The organism is Peribacillus sp. NPDC046944, assembly GCF_050272735.1.
In the GTDB taxonomy this organism is placed as follows: domain Bacteria; phylum Bacillota; class Bacilli; order Bacillales; family DSM-1321; genus Peribacillus.
Genome location: NZ_JBNNML010000002.1, coordinates 324,677 through 345,658 on the forward strand (window position 1 = coordinate 324,677; position 20,982 = coordinate 345,658).

At 44.4% G+C, this 20,982-nt stretch carries 21 protein-coding genes; 16 read left to right on the forward strand and 5 right to left on the reverse strand.

Features of this window, described 5'->3' with window-relative positions:
* Nucleotides 1-37: 37 nt before the first annotated feature.
* From qoxB to qoxD, 3 genes are read left to right on the forward strand one after another with little or no spacing between them, the layout of a single operon-like run.
* Nucleotides 38-1,984 (forward strand): cytochrome aa3 quinol oxidase subunit I, encoded by a 1,947-nt coding sequence (gene qoxB, locus ACQKIC_RS04550; RefSeq protein ID WP_402872029.1) that lies wholly within the window; start codon nt 38-40, stop codon nt 1,982-1,984.
* Complete coding sequence (qoxC, locus tag ACQKIC_RS04555) at nt 1,984-2,580, forward strand: cytochrome aa3 quinol oxidase subunit III (protein ID WP_402989229.1); 597 nt, start codon at nt 1,984-1,986, stop codon at nt 2,578-2,580. The genes qoxB and qoxC overlap by 1 nt, the downstream gene beginning before the upstream one ends.
* Nucleotides 2,580-2,864 carry a cytochrome aa3 quinol oxidase subunit IV gene (qoxD, locus tag ACQKIC_RS04560; protein WP_402989226.1) on the forward strand — a complete coding sequence of 95 codons (285 nt, stop codon included), beginning with the start codon at nt 2,580-2,582 and terminating at the stop codon, nt 2,862-2,864. Before qoxC ends, qoxD begins: the two co-directional genes overlap by 1 nt.
* 156 nt (nt 2,865-3,020) lie before the next feature.
* Here the strand turns inward: qoxD and ACQKIC_RS04565 are convergent, their stop codons facing one another.
* Together ACQKIC_RS04565 and ACQKIC_RS04570 are read right to left on the reverse strand one after the other, a co-directional pair.
* Nucleotides 3,021-3,155 carry a BA3454 family stress response protein gene (locus ACQKIC_RS04565; RefSeq protein ID WP_402872021.1) on the reverse strand — a complete coding sequence of 45 codons (135 nt, stop codon included), beginning with the start codon at nt 3,153-3,155 and terminating at the stop codon, nt 3,021-3,023.
* Nucleotides 3,156-3,434: 279 nt separating this feature from the next.
* Nucleotides 3,435-4,292, reverse strand: a complete 858-nt coding sequence (locus tag ACQKIC_RS04570) for an EamA family transporter (RefSeq protein ID WP_402872020.1) — start codon at nt 4,290-4,292, stop codon at nt 3,435-3,437.
* A gap of 267 nt (nt 4,293-4,559) precedes the next feature.
* Here ACQKIC_RS04570 and queF point away from each other — a divergent pair, with 267 nt between their 5' ends.
* The 7 genes from queF (at nt 4,560) to ACQKIC_RS04605 (ending at nt 12,046) form a co-directional block, all read left to right on the forward strand.
* Nucleotides 4,560-5,057, forward strand: a complete 498-nt coding sequence (gene queF / locus ACQKIC_RS04575) for a preQ(1) synthase (RefSeq protein ID WP_402872017.1) — start codon at nt 4,560-4,562, stop codon at nt 5,055-5,057.
* A gap of 244 nt (nt 5,058-5,301) precedes the next feature.
* Nucleotides 5,302-6,648 (forward strand): aspartate kinase, encoded by a 1,347-nt coding sequence (locus ACQKIC_RS04580; protein WP_402872014.1) that lies wholly within the window; start codon nt 5,302-5,304, stop codon nt 6,646-6,648.
* Between the two features lie 123 nt (nt 6,649-6,771).
* Entirely contained in the window at nt 6,772-7,959 is a 1,188-nt protein-coding gene (locus ACQKIC_RS04585; RefSeq protein WP_427591628.1) for a sensor histidine kinase, read from the forward strand.
* Entirely contained in the window at nt 7,959-8,618 is a 660-nt protein-coding gene (locus ACQKIC_RS04590; protein WP_402872008.1) for a response regulator, read from the forward strand. Before ACQKIC_RS04585 ends, ACQKIC_RS04590 begins: the two co-directional genes overlap by 1 nt.
* Nucleotides 8,619-8,759: 141 nt before the next feature.
* On the forward strand, nt 8,760-9,695 hold the full coding sequence (locus ACQKIC_RS04595) for an ABC transporter ATP-binding protein (RefSeq protein ID WP_403124419.1): 936 nt from the start codon (nt 8,760-8,762) through the stop codon (nt 9,693-9,695).
* Nucleotides 9,696-9,707: 12 nt separating this feature from the next.
* Nucleotides 9,708-10,901, forward strand: coding sequence for an ABC transporter permease (locus tag ACQKIC_RS04600; protein ID WP_427591627.1), 1,194 nt, complete (start codon nt 9,708-9,710; stop codon nt 10,899-10,901).
* Nucleotides 10,898-12,046 carry an ABC transporter permease gene (locus ACQKIC_RS04605; protein ID WP_427591626.1) on the forward strand — a complete coding sequence of 383 codons (1,149 nt, stop codon included), beginning with the start codon at nt 10,898-10,900 and terminating at the stop codon, nt 12,044-12,046. Before ACQKIC_RS04600 ends, ACQKIC_RS04605 begins: the two co-directional genes overlap by 4 nt.
* A 34-nt stretch (nt 12,047-12,080) precedes the next feature.
* Here the strand turns inward: ACQKIC_RS04605 and ACQKIC_RS04610 are convergent, their stop codons facing one another.
* Together ACQKIC_RS04610 and ACQKIC_RS04615 are read right to left on the reverse strand one after the other, a co-directional pair.
* Nucleotides 12,081-13,247 carry an ABC transporter permease gene (locus tag ACQKIC_RS04610; protein ID WP_427591625.1) on the reverse strand — a complete coding sequence of 389 codons (1,167 nt, stop codon included), beginning with the start codon at nt 13,245-13,247 and terminating at the stop codon, nt 12,081-12,083.
* Entirely contained in the window at nt 13,237-13,989 is a 753-nt protein-coding gene (locus tag ACQKIC_RS04615) for an ATP-binding cassette domain-containing protein (RefSeq protein ID WP_402958498.1), read from the reverse strand. The genes ACQKIC_RS04610 and ACQKIC_RS04615 overlap by 11 nt, the downstream gene beginning before the upstream one ends.
* 162 nt (nt 13,990-14,151) lie before the next feature.
* On the opposite strand from ACQKIC_RS04615, the gene ACQKIC_RS04620 reads away from it, so the two are divergent.
* The 4 genes from ACQKIC_RS04620 to ACQKIC_RS04635 are packed head-to-tail and all read left to right on the forward strand — an operon-like array spanning nt 14,152 to nt 16,456.
* Complete coding sequence (locus tag ACQKIC_RS04620; RefSeq protein WP_402871991.1) at nt 14,152-14,850, forward strand: LytR/AlgR family response regulator transcription factor; 699 nt, start codon at nt 14,152-14,154, stop codon at nt 14,848-14,850.
* 12 nt (nt 14,851-14,862) lie between these two features.
* Nucleotides 14,863-15,834 (forward strand): sensor histidine kinase, encoded by a 972-nt coding sequence (locus ACQKIC_RS04625; protein ID WP_402958496.1) that lies wholly within the window; start codon nt 14,863-14,865, stop codon nt 15,832-15,834.
* Between the two features lie 28 nt (nt 15,835-15,862).
* Complete coding sequence (fosB, locus tag ACQKIC_RS04630) at nt 15,863-16,291, forward strand: metallothiol transferase FosB (RefSeq protein ID WP_402958644.1); 429 nt, start codon at nt 15,863-15,865, stop codon at nt 16,289-16,291.
* 9 nt (nt 16,292-16,300) lie between these two features.
* A complete protein-coding gene (locus ACQKIC_RS04635) occupies nt 16,301-16,456 on the forward strand; it encodes a hypothetical protein (RefSeq protein ID WP_427668534.1) in 156 nt (51 codons plus the stop codon).
* Here the strand turns inward: ACQKIC_RS04635 and ACQKIC_RS04640 are convergent.
* Entirely contained in the window at nt 16,440-17,153 is a 714-nt protein-coding gene (locus ACQKIC_RS04640; protein WP_427668536.1) for a nitroreductase family protein, read from the reverse strand. The two genes, ACQKIC_RS04635 and ACQKIC_RS04640, sit on opposite strands and share 17 nt — an antisense overlap.
* A gap of 302 nt (nt 17,154-17,455) precedes the next feature.
* Here ACQKIC_RS04640 and ACQKIC_RS04645 point away from each other — a divergent pair, with 302 nt between their 5' ends.
* Together ACQKIC_RS04645 and ACQKIC_RS04650 are read left to right on the forward strand one after the other, a co-directional pair.
* Nucleotides 17,456-19,204 carry an ABC transporter ATP-binding protein gene (locus tag ACQKIC_RS04645; RefSeq protein WP_427591624.1) on the forward strand — a complete coding sequence of 583 codons (1,749 nt, stop codon included), beginning with the start codon at nt 17,456-17,458 and terminating at the stop codon, nt 19,202-19,204.
* Nucleotides 19,179-20,960 (forward strand): ABC transporter ATP-binding protein, encoded by a 1,782-nt coding sequence (locus tag ACQKIC_RS04650; RefSeq protein ID WP_427591623.1) that lies wholly within the window; start codon nt 19,179-19,181, stop codon nt 20,958-20,960. Before ACQKIC_RS04645 ends, ACQKIC_RS04650 begins: the two co-directional genes overlap by 26 nt.
* Nucleotides 20,961-20,982 lie beyond the last annotated feature (22 nt).

Genomic DNA, 20,982 nt, shown 5'->3' on the forward strand with positions numbered 1-20,982 from the left:
GGGTAAACAATAAATTTCCAAAAGGAGTCACGATAGTATGGAATTCTTTGATCGATTTGCCGTACCTCATCCAAGTCTTGCGATTTACGCATCGATGGTTGCCATTGGTCTTACTACGCTTGCCATAATTGCTGGTTTGACCTATTTCAAAAAATGGGGTTATCTTTGGCGTGAATGGTTAACAACGGTTGACCATAAACGTATCGGTATCATGTATATAATTGCGGCTTTAGCCATGCTTTTCCGCGGTGGCGCAGATGCTATCATGATGCGTGCACAACTTGCCGTACCAGATAACACTCTTTTAGATGCACAGCATTATAATGAAATTTTCACGACACATGGTGTCGTAATGATTATATTCATGGCAATGCCATTTATCATGGCGTTCATGAACATCGTTGTTCCGCTTCAAATCGGTGCACGTGACGTAGCATTCCCACGTCTAAATGCATTAAGTTTCTGGTTATTCTTTATGGGTGCGATGTTAATAAACATTTCATTCGTAGTCGGTGGTTCTCCTGATGCAGGTTGGACTTCTTATTTCCCACTGGCAGGTAATGACTTCAGTGAGTCGGTAGGCTCGAATTATTACATGTTCGCTCTTCAGATTTCAGGTCTTGGTACATTGATGACGGGTATTAACTTCATCACTACAATCCTGAAAATGAGAGCACCTGGTATTACATTGATGAAAATGCCAATGTTTACTTGGTCAGCTTTAATCACTAACTTAATCATTGTTTTCGCTTTCCCTGTATTAACAGTGTTGCTTATCATGGGAACAATGGATAGATTATTCGGAACCCACTTCTTTACAACAACTGGTGGCGGTATGGATATGCTTTGGGCCAACTTCTTCTGGGTTTGGGGACATCCTGAGGTTTATATCTTAATCTTGCCGGCATTCGGTATTTATAGTGAGGTTATCTCAACCTTTGCCAAACGTAACCTATATGGTTATAAATCAATGGTAGCTTCAATGGTTCTTATCTCGCTTCTTTCATTCTTAGTATGGGTGCATCACTTCTTTACTATGGGTCAAGGAGCACTTACAAACAGTATCTTCTCTATCACAACGATGGCGATTGCTGTTCCAACCGGAGTTAAGATATTCAACTGGTTGTTCACGCTTTGGAAAGGTAAGATTACATTTACCACTCCAATGATTTATTCAGTACTATTCTTACCGATCTTTACTATCGGTGGTGTTACTGGGGTAATGCTTGGTATGTCAGCAGCCGATTACCAGTACCATAATACAATGTTCTTGGTAGCCCATTTCCATATGGTTATTATTCCTGGTGTTGTATTCGCGATGCTAGCTGGTCTGCATTTCTACTGGCCAAAAATGTTCGGTTTCATGTTGAATGAAAAGCTTGGTAAGATTTCAGCTTGGATCATTACAATGAGTACATTAGTTGCCTTTATGCCAATGTTCTTCAGTGGATTAGATGGTCAAGCACGTCGTATGTACACATATTCCGAATCAACTGGATTCGGGTTGATGAATATGATTTCCTTCATTGGAGCAGCTGGACTTGCTGTAGGTTTTGTAGTAATCGTCTATAACGTGTACTACAGTGTACGTTACTCTCCAAGAAACATCGGTTCAGATCCATGGGATGCTCGTTCTCTTGAATGGTCTACTCATAACCCTGCACCGGAATATAACTTTGCCGTATTACCACAGGTTAATTCAATCGAACCTGTTTGGGATGCTAAGAAAAAGGGACATGACTTATTCCCAGGCAAGTATGAAAAAATTCATATGCCTAATAATAGCGGAATGCCGATCATCATGAGTGCGATATTCTTTGTTTGGGGCTTCTCATTCATATTTGCACTTTGGATTCCTGCTATCGTTGCTACAATCGCGATCTTTGTTTGTATGGCGCTTCGGTCATTCGAGGAAGATCATGGTCACTACATTTCAGTTGAAGAAATTGAAGAGACAGAATCAAAATTGCGAGGTGCTAAATAATGAAAATTGATAACTCGCTGCCACTTGAATATAGTACTGAAGAGAATAGTCTGAAGATATTTGGTTTCTGGATTTTCCTTGGTGCTGAAATTATGCTTTTCGCTACACTTTTTGCTGGATATTTCGTATTACAGGGCCGTACTGCTGGAGGCCCTGGAGTGGAGATTTTTGAAATCACTCCAGTTCTAGCTGAAACAATCTTACTTTTAACAAGTAGTTTTGTTATCGGTCTTGGTATTCACGCCATGCGTCTTGGCAGACAGAAAGCGATGATAACTTTCTTTGCTATCACGCTTCTGCTAGGCCTAGGATTCTTATGCGTAGAAGTTTACGAGTTTATCCACTATGTTCATATTGGGGCAGGATTACAAACTAGTGCTTTCACAGCCATGCTGATGACAACATTAGGAACTCATGGAGCTCACGTAACCGCTGGTCTATTCTGGGGAACGTTCATTATCCTTCAGGTTAAAAAGCGCGGATTGACTCCAGCGACAGCTAATAAATCGTTTATCTTCTCTCTTTACTGGCATTTCTTGGATGTAGTTTGGATCTTTATCTTTAGCTTCATCTATCTGAAAGGAATGATCTCATAATGTCTGAATTGTTCCCACGAAAACAAGTAATGGGTTTTGTATTCTCAATGATTCTTACTGCAGTGGCTCTTGCCGTTTACTTCTTTGATATGTCATTCCCAGTTGGTATGACGGTACTTCTTGTTACTGCATTTATACAAGCAGGTCTTCAACTTGTTGTATTCATGCATGCTGGTGAAACGAAAGATGGAAAAGCAATTTACGTAAACGTTTATTACGGTATGTTCATTGCATTATTCACGGTCTTCGGTACTTTACTAGCTATGACTTGGGGTTACTTGTAAGAGAATCTATCAAAAGAGGGCGTCCTTCAAAAGGCGCTCTTTTTTGTTGGAGGAAATTTCATATGGTAGGGTAAGGGGATCCATTCGATTGGATTTTGGAAGTTGCATAAAAAAAGGCAATAAAAAAAGCAGGTATCTAAGGCGATGCCTGCTTTTTTATTCCTTCCATTGTTTCTCGACTTGATGAAGTGCCATTTGGAAAATTTCCTGCTCATTAGCACCTGGTTTTGCAAGAACATTCGTTTGATATGACTTTCCATTGTAATCCACTTTCACAGTAACTTTAACCATTTTCCATCTTCCTTTCTTTATCATGGTACCTTCGAAGTACACACTTACTATATACCCATTCTTACCGGGCAATCAAACATTTAGCCTATGCTGCTCTCTAAAATATTTAATATTCATAATTATCTGATAAATCAAACGAGATGTCAACACTTTTTGGGGTCAGACCCTATTTCCCAGAATTCATTCAAGTGAAATATGCTTGGTACAACAGGGTTCATGACAGTTGGTTAAGGGGTCAGACCCCATTTCCCAAGGTGGCTCGGGAATGGGATTTGAATTTTAGATTTTGGTTAGGATGATTCCGATCAGGGCTGCGAAGACGCCGGCGATTTGGTAGGTTTTTAGTTTTTCTTTGAATAGGTAGCAACCAGCGAATACGACGATCAGGCAGTTGAGGCTGACGACTGGAAAGATGATGCTTGCTATGCCGGTATTCAGGGCGAAGAAATAGCAGCCGTATCCGATCACGCTCAAGAGGCCTACACAGGAACCAATCTTGATTTCTTTAGATTTAATTTTCTCATGTTTAATGCCCATCGCGACCATGAGGTAAACCGTTCCTCCTCCGTACATGGATACCAGAATATCAAGGGAGCTCAGGTGAAGGCGTGTCGTTGTCGTCATCAGGATGCCGAGGACGCCAAAGGAGAAGATGGCAAATAAGGTATGCATCATCCAAGGGACATACTGATGATTCCCTTTGGCATTTGGCGTGTACTGGATGATCAAGGTGGCGAGCAACATACAGATGACGCCGCTCCATTGTAACTGAGAAATGTGCTCATGAAAAATGAGCGCTGCACAGAGAATCGGGAAAATGGTATTCGCCGCGATTAAAGGGGAAGTCAGGCTTGCCGGGCCTTTTTCAAAGGCACTTGCCATTTGGATATTCCCATTAGCATTGAGGACCCCGATTGCCGCACCTAGCAGGATGGAGACCCAATTCAGGTTCAGCCCATCGACGAGCACACCATACATAATGGATAGAATGAAAGCAACAAAATAAAAGAAGAACTGGATATGTATTTTGGAATGGCCCTTTGTTCCACTCCATTTGAAAATGCTGTTATTGATGCCGAAACAAAAACTGGTGATGAGGGCTGCAAAAATCCACATGGCTGTAATCTCTTCCTTCATTTAGGATAAACTCTTTATATATTCTAGCTTAAGATAAGAAAGTTTCAAAGTTTGATATTGACAGAATTGAGTTTATCTACTATATTTACACATGATAAAATCAAATGAATTCCCGATAAACGGGAGAGGTTCATAGCATCACCCTCTTAAAAAAACTATGGCTTGATATTTTGCGAATCAACCATATCTTTAAGGAGATATGGTTTTTATTTGTGTAGAGGCCCCATTATGAACCTCCCTGGATACGTGGAAGAGGAGGACGTTTATATGTCTGGAAGAAAAGAAGAAGAATTAAAGGATATCACCCTACTAGGAAACCAGGGTACACAATATTCCTTTGATTATGCACCGGAAATTTTGGAGTCCTTTGATAATAAGCATCCGAACAGGGATTACTTCGTCAAGTTCAATTGCCCGGAGTTTACGAGTTTATGTCCGATTACGGGGCAGCCTGATTTTGCGACCATCTATATCAGCTACATTCCGAGTGTGAAAATGGTCGAAAGCAAGTCGTTGAAATTGTATTTGTTCTCTTTCCGCAATCATGGAGATTTTCACGAAGACTGCATGAATATCATCATGAATGATTTAATCGAATTGATGGATCCGAAGTATATTGAGGTCTGGGGCAAGTTCACTCCACGGGGTGGCATTTCCATTGATCCTTATACGAACTATGGAAAACCAGGGACGAAGTTTGAAGAAATGGCGAGTTACCGGTTGATGAACCATGACTTGTATCCAGAAACTGTGGATAATCGGTAAGTGAAATGTGGGCTTTAATGATTTAGCTTCTCGATTTTTCGGGAAGCTTTTTTATGTGTAGAACTTAAATTGGGCGGATAGGATAAGGCAATTTAACCATCATGAAAATTTCATTCGAATTGTCTTTATCAAAAATACATATGTCCTCATATAATGGAATTAATCCTTGATTGTTTCGTAAAAAAGCGTAATAATAGGGAGAGTTGATTTTGACAGAATATTTCTAAAAATAGGGGTTGTCGGGATGAAAGTAGCAAAGTTTGGCGGGAGCTCACTCGCGTCGGGAGAACAATTGAAGAAGGTATTCGAAATTGTGGTTTCAGATCCAGAGAGAAAAGTCATCGTTGTTTCAGCACCAGGGAAACGCAATTCTGATGATATAAAGGTGACGGATTTACTGATTGCCGCTGCGGAACGCCAGTTGCATGGGGATGATGGTGGGCTTTTAATAGAAGATGTCGTTTCTCGATATGCGAGTATTGCTGAGGAGTTAGACATTCCAGGAGAGGTCATTGCGGAGATACGTGACAATTTATATAGCCTGCTGCATGCAGACCAGAGTAAACCGAAGCGTTATTTGGATGCCTTGAAGGCGAGCGGAGAAGATAATAATGCGAAGCTGGTTTCAGCCTATTTTCGGAGTCGTGGGGTAGAGGCTCAGTATATGGACCCGATGAAAGCCGGCTTGATTGTGACGGATGAGGGCGGATATACACAGGTGCTTCCTGAATCATATGAGCGTTTATATGCACTTCGTGAGGAGCCGGGTATCGTGGTATTCCCCGGATTCTTCGGATATACAATGGATGGGGATGTTTTAACCTTTTCAAGGAGCGGATCGGATATTACGGGTTCGATTCTTGCAAATGGCGTCAAGGCAGACTTATATGAGAACTTTACGGACGTGGATGCCGTGTACGCAGTGAATCCACATGTGGTGTCCAATCCGAAGGGAATACGTGAATTGACGTATCGGGAAATGCGAGAACTGTCTTATGCCGGTTTTTCGGTCTTTCACGATGAAGCGTTAATCCCTGCATTCCGTGCTGGTATTCCAGTACATATACAGAACACGAACAATCCGAGTGCACAGGGGACAAGGATTGTGAGTACCCGTGATAATATGAATGGGCCCGTCATAGGGATTGCGAGTGACAAAGGGTTTTGCAGTATTTACATTAATAAATACTTGATGAACCGTGAAGTTGGATTCGGTCGTAAATTGCTTCATATTCTTGAAGATTACGGTGTATCTTATGAACATGCCCCATCTGGCATTGATGATGTCACGATCATCCTCCGTCAAGATCAAATGAGTGAAGAGGCCGAGGCGAAAATTGTTTCGCGCATTAAGCAGGAGCTTCATGCCGATCAAGTCATTGTTGAACATAATCTGGCCTTGATCATGGTCGTCGGTGAAGGCATGCGTCATAATGTGGGAACAACGGCTAGGGCATCGAAAGCGTTGGCCGATGCTAAGGTCAACATTGAAATGATTAACCAAGGTTCTTCCGAAGTGAGCATGATGTTCGGTGTGAAGGGTCATAGCGAAGAGACGGCCATCCAGGCGCTATATCATGAGTTCTTTTAAGAATAAGAGAATATGAGACCCTCCTGAACAGGGGGGTTTTTCGTTTTCGGAAAAATAAGCTCTTTATTTTCTACCATAATTTAGGCATGATGGTAGAAGAGAGAAGGAAAGAGGGCGGACGGTATGGGGTGGTTAGTCAATCTACGGATTGCCATGTTCTTGATGATCAGCTTTATGTATTACTGGAGGATTCCGGATTCCAATCCATATGTAAAAGGCCTGCTCATCTTGATCGCTATTGGTTTTATCCTGAATCATTATTTGCTTTTTTATAAGGATTCAATTCAACATGATCTCCGAATCGTCTATTTCGATGGCATCCTCAGTTTTGTATATGGATTTTTGTTCCCCCAGACTACCCTTTATATGATTCTAGTCGGTGTCGTTGCGATTACTGTGTTTATCCTTGTCTCGGAGTCTAAGAAACATAGAATATTTGGCTTGTTTTTTGTATTCCTATGGGGGTTGGTTATGATTTCGACCTATTTACAAACAGGTACGCTAGATATCATGGATAACCTCATGAGTTTCTCATTTGTCGCCTTTACGTCTGTAGTCGGCAATTTGATCCGGAAACTCACTGAGGCCAGTGATGTGGTGAATGAGCAATACTTACAATTGAATGAGGCGCATGAAGAGCTGTCTGTGGCCCATAAACGGTTGCAGGAATATTCCCTTCAGGCAGAGGAAACGGCAAAAATCAGAGAGAGAAACCGGATTGCAAGGGAGATACATGATACGGTGGGACATAAGATGACAGCCTTATTCGTGCAGATGGAGCTAGCTTATGAACTGATTGACCATGACTTGGAAAAGGCGAAGGGTACGATGAATATTTGCAAGGATTTGGCCCAGGGTGCCTTGGAGGAGGTTCGCTATTCCGTTCAGGCATTGAATGAAGACGAGACGGCTTTCCTGACAAGTGTGAATAGGTTGCTGAATGAATTTCACCAATCGACAGGCCTGAAATCGACTCTTGAACTTTCGGGGGATTCAAGCCTTATTCCCCATACCCTTCAGCCAACACTCATCCGTGTGATTCAGGAGAGTCTAACCAATGCAAAACGTCATGGAAATGCAACGGTTAGTTCAATCAGGCTGGTCTGCATTCCGGAAATGGTGAGGGTTGAGATCCAGGATAACGGCAAGGGTGCAAGCCTTATCCTTCCAGGGTTCGGGTTGAAGACGATGCAAGACCGGATTAATGAAATGGGTGGGGTGTTGTCATATAGAAGCAAGGAAGCCCAAGGGTTCCATATGACCGCAGAGTTCCCGTTAAACGAGAAAAAATGGGCGATAGGAGGAACGTGATGATAAGGGTAATGGTGGTTGATGATCAGCCGCTCATCCGTGACGGTTTGGCGGCTTTGTTGAATTTGCGTCCAGAACTGGAAGTGGTTGGCGTGGCAAGTAACGGCATGGAGGCTTATGAACGGTCAGTGGAAATGAAACCGGATATTGTGTTGATGGATATCCGGATGCCACAGACGAATGGTGTGGCAGGGACAAAGTTGATTACATCAAAACTTCCCCATACAAAGGTGCTGATGCTTACAACGTTTCAAGATAGTGCCCTCATTTTCTCAGCATTGGAGGAAGGGGCGAGCGGGTATTTGCTGAAGGACATGTCAGCGGACATGATTGCAAATGCCATCAGGACCGTTCAATCAGGTGGGGTGGTGCTGCCCCCGGAAATCACCATACACATGCTTCGAGAGTTAAGGAGCGAAAAAGAAAGGAAAGCGAGTGAATCGCCTGCTGTCCTTGGTGATTTAACAAACAGGGAATATGATGTCCTTCGGGATCTTGGCCATGGAAAAAGTAACAAGGAAATCGCAGCCACTTTGTGCATCACGGAGGGCACCGTGAAAAACCATGTTTCCAATATCATTTCCAAACTTGAATTACGTGACCGCACCCAGGCTGCCGTTTTTGCCGTACGATATGGGGTTACTACGTTTACAGAGTGAAACTTCCATATCATCCAAGATAGATGACTTTCGGCATAGACGAAGGTCATTTTTTTTATGGAATTCTTCCTTGAGGCAGATGGTTTTTTTTTACTTTGGTCATAGAATTAGGGGGAAGCGTCATACGAGGGGGAATGTATCGTGTTAAAGGTGAAAGAGGTCAGGAAATCATACGGGAAGCATGTGGCCGTACAGGATGTTTCCTTTTCGGTGGATAAAGGGGAATCCTTCGGTTTGTTGGGACCAAATGGAGCAGGTAAGTCAACGACGATTGCCATGATTTGCGGGTTGTTGCCTTATGACTCGGGAGACATCCTTATCGATGGTCTTTCGGTGAAAAAACAGCCAAGGGACGTTAAAAAGAAAATTGGAATCGTTCCACAGGAAATTGCTCTGTACCCGACGATGAGCGCACAGGATAATTTACTGTTCTGGGGAAGGATGCAGGGACTGACGAGGGCACAAGGGAAACAAAGGGCAGGGGTTGTGCTTGAAATCATCGGGTTGTTGGATAGGGCCAAAGATAAAGTCGAAACCTTCTCGGGCGGGATGAAAAGGAGGCTGAATATCGGAGCCGCTTTAATGCATGAGCCTGAGCTACTGATCATGGATGAGCCAACGGTCGGAATCGATCCGCAATCGCGCAACCATATTCTAGAAACGGTGAAGCGGTTGAATAGGGAAGGGATGACGGTGATTTATACCAGTCACTATATGGAGGAAGTCGAGCACCTTTGCGACCGGATCGCAATCGTCGATGAAGGGAAAATCATTGCGCTCGGCAAGAAAGAAGCCTTATGTGACACGTTGACGGAGGGAATATTCATCAAACTACAGGTCGATTCCCTCAATGGTATGTGGCTTAAGGAATTGGAAGGGTTGGAGAATGTGGATAGAGTCGTGATTAATGAAGAAACACACACACTAGAAGTCATGGTGACCAATCACCCGAATATCGTCTCTGATATTATAGCTTCTGCTGTGAAGTCCACTGTTAAAGTGCTGTCCTTTGAAAGGAAGGAACCGAATTTAGAGAGTCTTTTCCTACAATTGACGGGGAAATCGCTACGGGATTAGGAGGGGTGGAGAATGAAGAGCTTTCTGATTGCATGGAAGGATTTTAAGATACGGGCCATGGACAGGCGAGGTTTCATGACCATGCTGATTATGCCCTTAATCTTGACGTTGATTTTAGGAATGGCTTTGAAGGATATCTTTGGTGGAGATGAAGGGTTTCAGGAAACATCGGTCGGGCTGTACGTGGATAAAAAAGATCCGATGGCCGATGCATTGAAGCAAGATGTCTTAGAAAAGACGGAGTTCCTTACACTTAAAACGGTAGACAGTGAAGAGAAGCTTAAAGAAATGGTGAAAAAGGATGAAGTTGAAGTTGGAATCCTTATCCCGGCTGAATGGGGTGCAAACCTTGATGAGGCCGTTCTTTACTCGAATCAAGATACTCAACTAAAAGCGGCGGTCGTCGAGTCGATCGTCTCTTCTTTTACCGAGCGGGTACAGACGATTTCAAAGACATCTGAGGCTGTCATGAAAAATGCGACGCAGACACAAGCAGTCGCTACGGGCGAAGGCGCTGGCAAGGAAACTGCAGAGCAAGTATCCATGGAGTTGACGGAAAGTGGAAAGGTGGACATGGAAGTCGGGAATCAATCGGTCGGCGAAACATCCATTTCGTCGATGCAGTATTATGCGGCCGCGATGCTGGTCATGTTTTTGCTTTTTAATGTGACTCTGGGAGCCAAATCCATGATCCAGGAACGTCATACAGACACGCTGGCAAGATTGAACAGTGCCCCGATGAATCAATATTCAATCCTTATCGGGAAGTTCTTGGGCACCCTCTATTTCGCATTCATTCAATTATTGCTCTTTTACGTAGCCACTTCTCTCTTCTTCAACGTCAATTGGGGAGAAAGTCGAGGGCAGGTGGTGGCGTTCGGTTTCATGTATTCCGTCGCCGTCGCGGGTCTGTCCATGTTGTTGGCCGCCTTCATCAGGAAAGAGAAGACAGCCGACTTGATCAGCGGGATCGGCATCCAACTGTTTGCAATCGTCGGGGGTTCGATGCTGCCAATCTATGCGTTTCCTGAGCGGCTTAAAACAATTGCAGCACTAACGCCGAATAATTGGGCACTGACCGGTTTCTTGGACATCATGTCCGGCGTGGGCTGGAGTGGACTGTTGTTGCCGTTTTTGGTTTTGGGGCTAATAGGGCTTGTATCCATGCTGATTGGTGCTTGGCGCTTAAGGGGGAGATATGCTTGAGAAAAATCTGGAACATCTGCCGCTTTGAAATACAGCGGGTCTTTAAGGAACGGCAGAGCTATCTTATCATGTTTGCCATGCCTCTTATTTTTACACTTTTATTCGGTACCTTAATGGGAGCGGATGATCGAGATCCGCTAGCGGTTACATTCGTGGATGAAGATAAGTCCTTGTTATCGAAATCGCTATTTGAAGAATTGCATGAGAAGAATGTCCTGTTCACCTTGGAAAAGGGTTCTAACCAGGATGCGCTCACGGATCTTGATAATAAAAAGATTGTCGGAGTCATTCATGTCGGTAAGGGATTCGAAGCCAAAATGTTGGAGGAGGACCTTCCCAATGTCCGGTTTGAACATATTCCCGAGTTCACCACGCCCCAAACGATCACCGGGTATCTTTCAAATAAGCTTTCGAAACTGAATATCGAAATGGCCGGTTCCCTCGTTTGGAGTGAACAGAGCGGCGAAGACTGGAAAAAGCTATATGGAAAGCTGAGAAAGGAATCGGCTACGGAAGAATCAGGTCTGAAACAGGTTACCCTCGGTGGAGGCCAGGTTAATGAGCAGGGAGGTTTTTCGAGCAGCGCTTCCGGGTTTTCCATCATGTTTTTGATGATTACGATGATGAGTGTCACGGGTACGATTTTAGAGGCGAGAAGTAACGGCGTATGGTACCGTTTACTGTCCACTCCGGCATCACGTTTTGAAATAGCTTTCGGTTACCTACTTTCCTTCTTCATGATTGGCTGGATTCAATTTGGAATCTTGATGCTGGCGACTTCTATCTTTTTTGATGTTAGCTGGGGAAATCCCATCTATTTGGTGCTTCTCGTTTCTGCCATGTTGTTCGCGATTGTAGGCCTGGGCCTGATGATTTCGGGCTTTGTAAAAACGGTCGAGCAACAGTCTGCAATCGGAAACCTCGTCGTCATTTCCACCTGCATGATTGCCGGTGTGTATTGGCCACTGGAAATCGAGCCCGCCTTTATGCAGAAGATGGCGGAGTTCCTGCCTCAGAGGTGGGCCATGAAGGGGTTGACGGATATTGCGGGCAATGGGCCCCTCCCTATTGAATCAATCGCTATCTTACTTTTATTTGGTCTCGTGTTTTTATTACTGGGCATATGGAGGATCCGATTTGAATAAGAAAGACGCGCTGGCAGCTCAGCGCGTCTTTTACTTAATTCAATACCCATTTGTCTTTCAAGAATAATAGTCTTGATACAGTGAAAAAGATGGCAATGGAGACGATAAGGCTACCTGCTGTCAGTACGATATTCTGGTAGTCGATAACGCCGTAAAGCAGTTCCTTAAAAAGGGCGAATATATTGAAGAATGGAATCAAGAAATGCTTGGTCGTCAATTCGTGCAGGCCAGTGCCTCCTAGGAATAGGACAGGCAGGACACCGAGCATCGTAATCGGCGATAGGTAGTTCTGCGACTCTTTCACGGTTTTGGATATGATGCTAGCTGACATTTGCAGGGCGCCAATGAATAGAGAAAATAAAATGGTGATCAATAGGGCGGTCGGAAGAATCAACCATAGGTCACTACCGAAATGAAAGCCCTTTTTCAATTCTTCCGTTAAAAACATGAGTTCCAAGGTGACGACAAGGATCGAGACGATTCCCGCCAGGGCCCCGATGGAGGAAATCGTCAGCCATTTGGCTAGCAGAATCTTTCCACGGCTAACGGGTGTCATAAGTAAAGCTTCCATCGTTTTCCGGTCTTTTTCCCCGGCAAATAAGTCAGAGGCAAGCGGATAAGCGCCTGTACTGATCGCCATCGTGATGATCATGGGCAGAAAGAGTGAAAGTATGCTCAAGGAGGCACCATTATCGCTATCTAGCCCGGCCTCTTTGAAGTCGACCTTTAGCGGGCTGATCATGTTAGTATCCACATTGATCGATTGTAGGCGCTCCTGGATGATTTGTTTTTCAAAGAGAGTTAAAGCTGACTCGACCTGGGAAAGGACGAAGGAGCTATCTTGGCTATAGGAGTCACCTGAAAGGCTGAATGTGACTTGTTCCCCCTGTTTGATTTGCTCCATGAACTTGTCACTAACTTGTAGGGCGGCAGCGGCTTTTCCGTCTTGGACAGCATCTGTCGGGTTCTGAAACGATTGGACATCAATTTGGGGGAAGTCCTTCAGAAGTGATTTGGCGTCCGTCGTGAATGATGGATCTACAGCAAGGGTATGGGTCTCCTCCTCATCCGTGGACATCATGCTCTCATAAAATAACGTCAGTCCCGTCAATAAAAGGATGGGAAGAAATACACTTAATAATAGCGTCCGGCGATCCCGTAAAGCTTCCTTCAATTCTTTTATATACATATTAAGAAACATGAGACTGATTCCCCCTTACAAGTTTGGACATGAATATATAATTCAGATCACGACTGTTCTCTTCTTTATATAGAGATTCCAACTGGCCTTTATACACCATTTCCCCTTTGTGCATCATGGCCACAGAGTCGCATAGCAGGGTGACTTCCTCCATGATGTGGCTTGAGAATATGATGGTTTTGCCTTGATTCTTTAGCTGAAGAACAAGCTGGCGGAATACATTCGATGAAGTGATATCGAGTCCTGTCGTCGGCTCGTCAAACAGGATGATTTCTGGGTCATGGATGAGCGTCCGCGATATGGCCACTTTTTGGCGCATGCCTTTCGAGAATCCGCCGACTTTACGATCGAGATAATCCTTCATCCCGAACATGACGGCCAGTTCTTCTATCCTCACCTTAGTTTCGTGCTTGCTCAAACCGTACAGAGTGGCGAAATAGGCGAGATTTTCACGCGTGGTTAAGCGGTCGTACAGGCCGGTTTCCCCTCCGAACAGGACACCAATCTTTTTCTTGATCTCGTTGGGATGATCCAATGTATCGAATCCGGCCACTTTGATAGACCCTTCTGTCGGTGTCAGGAGTGTGGCAATCGAACGTAACAGCGTGGTCTTTCCGGCACCATTTTCCCCTAGTAATCCGACAATCTGGCCTTTTCCGATGGTAAGGGAAACGTGTTTAAGGGCGGTGATGAATGTTTTTTTATCTTGGAATGTTTTTGTGACTTCATGTATTTCAATCATTTTTCTAACCTCCTACATCTCTTTTGGTTAACTCAATCATACAAATAAAGGAGAGGGGAATCTGTAGTTATGTCGCGAAAGTGCCGTTTTATGTCGCGAAAGTATCGATTTTCCATATTTTGATGGTAAAATAAAGGTAATTTCAGAGAAGGAGAGTTGTAGATGAAGGTAGGCCTTGTGGATGACCGGAAGATTGATTTGGATAAGTTGAATGGGATCGTGGCCCAAATGCCTGGCATCGAATTGGTTTTTTCTACGGATTCCGCTGAATATGCGTATGAGCAGATCAAACAGGAAACGATAGATTTGCTGATTGCGGATATCGAAATGCCTAACTTGTCCGGATATGAAATGGCCGACATCATCCATTCCCATGCATTGAACATAGCGGTCATTTTCGTGACAGGTACGAGCGGGTACGCCGTCCATGCCTTTGAGCTCAATGTGCATGACTATATTATGAAGCCCTATTCGAGAGACAGGCTCATCAAATCAATCGAACGGTTCCGGGAAAAGTCAAGAACCGCTGAAGTGGCGGGAAGGCTGTTTATAAAACAGAAAAATGATATTCATATTTTGCAGAAGAAGGACATTATTTTCATTGAACGTTCAGGGCGTTCAACGACCATACATACTAAAAACGGTCCTATCAAAACCTATCAAACATTGAATGAATTGGAGGGAGAACTGCGGGAAAGGGACTTTATCCGTTCACACCGTTCTTTCATCATTAATATTCATTTTGTGAAGAACTTTTCACTGTACGCCAAAAACTCGTATGTCGTCAGCTTTGACGGGATCCAGGAACAGGCGATGATCACGAAGGAAAGGGTGGACTTCCTGCAAGTCCAATACTTTTAAGGTGTGAAAACTATGTATGCATTCATTATAGCCATATTGGGGGTATGGCATCTCTACGAAATAATTAGACTATCACCTTGGCAGATCTCTCCTTCGCTAGTCATCCTTCTGATTTGTCTGATTGGCATGGGACTTTACCTCAAGTTCCGCCCCTTATATAAAAAAGCTTCCCTAGGAATCTATATGGAAGGAACTCTATGGGGCATGCAGCTTATCGTCATTCTTCTCTATTTTTCCATGCCACCCTCCCTTTCGTACTTAGGATTAGCTGCGACTTTTATAGGAATCGAAACGGTCCGCCTCCATATGTCTGGAATGGGGGATCGTCTAGAAAGAGAGCAAAAAGGAATGGAAAAGGAGCGACTGCAGGTCAATGAAACGTTCCGGGTGGTCCGCAGTCAGCGCCATGATTTCCTGAAACATGTATCAGCGTTGCAGTTTATGATGGAGCAGGACGAGATGGCTGCCGCGAAAGAATATATGAATGAGTTGGTGGATGGCTTTGAAGAAACGAATCTTTCCATTAAAGGAGAAAAGGGGGTCGTCGCCGGGATCCTGCATCAAATGTTCCGCAAGGCCAAGGAAGAACGGATCCAGATGACCTATCACTTCGATGTGCCGCTCTCGTCCCTCCCTTTTTATGATCAGGACCTTGTCGCCCTGATTGGGAACGTGCTTGCCAATGCGGTGGAAGCGGCAAAAGGATGGCAGGAAGAAAAAGGGGGCAGTGCTCAAGTCACGCTTCAGTTTTACAAACGGAGTGGGGTCTATATTCTGACTTGCACCAATCATTGCCTGGCGATTCCTCCCTCCATCTTGGATACGATGTTTGAGAAATACGGACAAACGACGAAGGATGGTGAACACGAAGGAATGGGAACGAAAATCATCTCCGATATCGTAAGGAAACATCAAGGCCATTTGGACTTTACGTATAAGAACGAGGAATTCATATTGAAAATCAAGGTCCCGGCCATCGTGTAAGAGGTTATTTGTGCGAAAAGGGAGGAGGATGGTCATCCATATTCAAGGATTGAATCACTTATTATTTTCCGTTTCGGATTTAGAGAAGTCCATTGAATTCTATCAGGCCGTTTTTGGGGCGAAATTGTTAGTGAGAGGGAACCAAACGGCATACTTCGACCTGAATGGGATATGGCTGGCTCTCAATCTGGAAAAGGATATTCCGAGAAATGAAATAAAAGAATCGTATACGCATGTCGCATTTTCCATTACCGAAAAGGATTTTGATGGCATCCAGGACCGGCTTGAGCGTTTACAGGTGAATATTCTTAACGGCAGAAAGAGAAATAAGCGTGATAATAAATCCATCTATTTTACTGACTTGGATGGCCATAAGTTCGAATTCCATACGGGAACGCTAGAGGAAAGACTAGATTATTATAAACAGGAAAAGCCGCATATGAGGTTTTTCCAATAGATTGATATAATGCAGGGATTGACCGATAAATGGGGCGACTTGACTGATAAAAAGTCCAGTTTGACCGATAAAGGACTTAATTTGACCGATAAAAGACAAAAACGGGTTGAAAAAGGAGCCTCCAATAAGCTTGGAGGCTCCTCCCGATTCAATCCATTATGGTGAGCAGTTCATCTATTGGTGTACGCGGACGGGGCGTAGGAATCATGTCCGGGTATCCGACGTGCAGGCTTCCGACGATCTTCTCCCCGGGTTTTACGCCTAAAGCTTCGCGGAATTCTTGGCTGTGAATCATGCCGTACGTTTCCCAAATCATGCCGATTCCTTGTTCCCAGGCAAGTAAACTGAAATTCTGGATCAAGGCGCTCGTGGCTGCATAATCCTCTTCGCGGGTCATGAGATTCGGATTTTCCTCCATGATAACCGCAACGAACATCGGAACGCCGTTCAGTTTATTGTACCCACGCTGACCGGCTTCTTTCTTCTTTGACGGATCCTTTTCTTTACCTGCCATAAAGGCCCGTGTCGCTTCTGCTAGCTTCACGCGGCTGTCACCGTGAACAACGACGAATCGCCACGGTTGGGTCATTTTATGATTGGGTGCCCACGTGGAAGTTTCCAAAAGTGATTGAATGGTTTCGAGGGGAACGGGTTGGTCCTTGAATCGTTTGATGCTCCGTCGTTCTTTTATGATTTGTTCTAGTTTCATATTTGTATTTCTCCTTATTCTTAATGATCTATGTATAGGAATTGTTTTTTTGAAAAAAAAGGACCCCGGATGCCTAATATGCTTTAAATTGAATAAACTGACTTGAATAAAGAGGGGGCAATATTCTAGTGACTTGCATTCGCAACTAAGCATATAATTTTTACTAGGCACAGAGAGACCGGGGCGACATTGTATCTATGTACAATATCAAATGGGTACGATAAGAAATTATCGTAGTACTTAACAAAATTCAGAGATCGATAATGAAATTGAAAATCATTATCAATTAGAATTTTCTCTTATTTCCTGTTTTTTGTCAAGAGGATCTCGAAAAAAATTAAAAAACTTTTTCCAATGCTAACCAAGCTTGCTAATTCTTTTATTAAATCTGTATAAAAATGTATAATGAAAAGATAAAAATGTTACCTACATATGAAGATTGAAGGGTGTCGTAGATGAAAAAACTGTTTTCGTTCCTTAAACCATATCGTCTCTTCATCGCTCTTGCTTTATTTTTAATGTTAGTCGAGCTCGGTGTTGAGCTATTACAGCCACTCTTCATTGCAAAGATCATTGATGATGGCATTTTGCAAAAAGACCTCTCCGTCGTGATAAAGTGGGGAGCGATCATGGTCGGCCTGTCGATATTTTCGTTCCTTGGCGGAATCGTGAATTCCTTTACAGCTTCTCATGTGAGCCAAAGTTTTGGACATGAAGTAAGGAAAAATCTCTTCGGCAAAATCCAGGCCTTTTCTTTTGCCAATTTAAACAACATCCCGACCTCTTCCTTGATCACCCGGATGACGAATGATGTGACGCAGCTTCAGAATACGGTGTTTATGGGATTGCGTATCATGGCAAGGGCGCCGCTGATTGTCCTTGGGGGCACAATCATGGCGATAACGGTCAATCTGAAGTTATCCCTTGTACTAGTCATTTCGATTCCCGTCCTCGTGCTGTTCCTGGGATGGGTCATGAAACGTGCGGCAAAGCTGTTTCGACTAGTCCAAAAAAGGCTGGATAACGTCAATAGTGTCATGCGGGAGAATTTGATCGGGATGAGGTTGATCAAAGCATTTCTTCGTAAGGATCATGAAATCGGCCGTTTTGACGGGGCAAACGATGAATTGAAAATGAAGACCGTCCAATCGCTTCGCTTGATTGAAACGACGATGCCCGTGCTGATGCTGGTCATGAACGTGGCGATCCTTGTAGTCCTATGGTTTGGGAGCGGCTTTATCTCGACGGGAGATATCCAGGTCGGGGAAGTCGTGGCGATCGTCAATTATGCCACAAGAATCGCAGGCTCCTTATCGGTCTTTTCTTGGTTGATCATGGTCTTGTCCCGGGCAAAAGCGTCAGCGGACCGCGTGACCGAAATTTTCGAGACGCCCATTGATCTCGATGATGGTAGGGTGGAAAGCAGGGGGGACCTTATCAAAGAGGGGCATATCGAGTTCCAGGATGTGTCATTCCGCTATCCTGGCGGAGATGAACAGGTATTGAAACACTTGGATTTCACCGTCGAAGCGGGACAAACTCTCGCGATTATCGGTGCGACTGGGTCGGGGAAAACCTCCCTATTTCAGCTCATTCCACGTTTATTCGAAGTGGAGAGTGGAACGATCACGATAGATGGGCAGGATGTGAGGGACATTCCTCTGGACTCACTCCGAAAAAGGATTGGCTACGTGCCGCAGGAAGCGATGCTATTTTCCGGGTCCATCCAGACCAATATCGCCTGGGGGAAAGAAGACGCGTCACTGGAGGAAATCATGATAGCTGCCCAACATGCCCAAATCCATGAAACGGTAATGAGACTGCCAAAGCAATATGAAACGCGGTTAGGACAAAAAGGAGTGAATCTCTCAGGCGGGCAAAAGCAACGGCTATCGGTTGCGAGGGCATTGGTCCGCAGGCCGAAGATCCTCCTTTTGGATGACAGCACAAGCGCCTTGGATCTAAATACGGAAAGTAGGCTGCTTACGGCATTGGAATCCTATACGTGCACGACGCTCATCATTACGCAAAAAATAAGTACAGCGATGAAAGCCGATAAAATCTTATTGCTTGAAGATGGCGAGGTACTCGCGGAAGGCAAGCATGATGAGTTGAGTAAAACGAATGCCCTTTATCGGAAAATCGTTGCATCACAATATGGGGAGGAGGAGATTTCCTATGAAACGAAAAACGTCTCCCGCTAAAAAGCCGTCCAATTCTGCAGGCACGGTCAAACGGATCCTCCCTTATTTAACGACGAATAGAAGTATGCTCGTCATGGTCCTGTTCATGGTCCTGGTCAGTTCAGTGTTAGGACTGCTTGGTCCATTTCTTGTCGGAATGGCCATCGACGATTATATCGTCACGAAGGACAGCGATGGTTTGATCAATCTGCTGTTTGGGCTCCTTGCGGTTTATGTGTTCTATTCACTGTCCATGTGGCTACAAAACTATTGGATGATCGGGATTGCCCAGGATACGGTTTATCTGATGCGCAACCAGCTGTTCAAGAAGCTCCAGCAGCTGCCGATTCCCTTTTTTGACCGTCGCCAGCATGGGGAACTGATGAGCCGGGTCACGAATGATATTGAAAATGTCAGCTCTACATTGAACAGTTCGGTCATTCAAATCTTTTCAAGCGTCCTGACTCTTGTCGGGACACTGGCTGTCATGCTGTATTTGAGTCCATTACTGACGATTCTAACCCTTTTCATTGTCCCGCTTATGTTCTTTGGGTTGAAATGGATTACGAACCGGACAGGCAGGCTTTTCAAGGAACAGCAGAAAAACCTGGGTGAATTGAATGGATTCATTGAAGAAACAATTTCCGGACAGCGCATCGTGAAGGCCTTTTCACAGGAAGAAAAAGTGATTCGTGATTTTATCACTCGCAGTGAGAACTTGAAAAAAGCCGGTTATTGGTCTCAATCCTATTCGGGATTGATACCGAAGCTGATGAATTTATTGAATAACTTAAGCTTCATCGTGATTGCTGCTGTCGGTGGCTATTTGGCCTTGGAAGGAATGGGTGGGGTCACCATTGGCGTGATTGTCATCTTCACCGAGTATTCCAGGCAATTCACGCGTCCGCTCAATGACTTGGCTAACCAGTTCAATACCCTGCTTTCGGCTGTCGCTGGTGCTGAGCGGGTATTCTCGATCCTGGATGAAGAGGAAGAGGGCGTGGATGAGAAAGAAGTGGGTGAACTACGGGACATCCGTGGAGAGGTTGATTTCGAAGGGGTGTCCTTTTCATATGATGATGACGATCAAACAATCAACGATATTAGTTTCCATGCTGAAAAAGGAGAGACCATTGCATTAGTCGGTCCGACCGGTGCGGGTAAAACGACGATTATTAATCTGCTCGCCCGGTTTTATGAACCGAACAGTGGCAGGATCCTGGTCGATGGACAAGATATCCAACAGGTAACGAGGGCGAGCCTCCGTAAACATATGGGATTCGTTTTACAGGATTCCTTTCTATTTCAAGGAACAATTCGTGAAAATATCCGTTATGGCCGTTTGGAAGCCATGGATATGGAGGTAGTGGAAGCGGCCAAACTTGCCAATGCACATACCTTTATCATGAAACTGCCCAATCAATATGATACGGTTTTGACCCAAGATGGCAGTGGAGTCAGCCAGGGGCAACGACAGCTCCTTTCAATTGCGAGGGCGATTTTAGCCGATCCGATTCTTTTGATTTTGGATGAGGCGACAAGCAGTATTGATACGATCACCGAAATCAAAATACAGGAGGCGTTACATCGATTGATGAAGGGGCGAACAAGTTTCGTCATTGCGCATCGACTGAATACGATTCAGCAAAGCGATCAAATCCTGGTATTGGATGAGGGGAGAATCATCGAAAAAGGGTCCCATTCGGAGTTATTGAAGCAAAAAGGTTTCTATGCTGAACTTCATCGCGGTTCCTTAAATGGAAATCACACGGGATGAAAAAAATGTGTGCCTCTTGGCG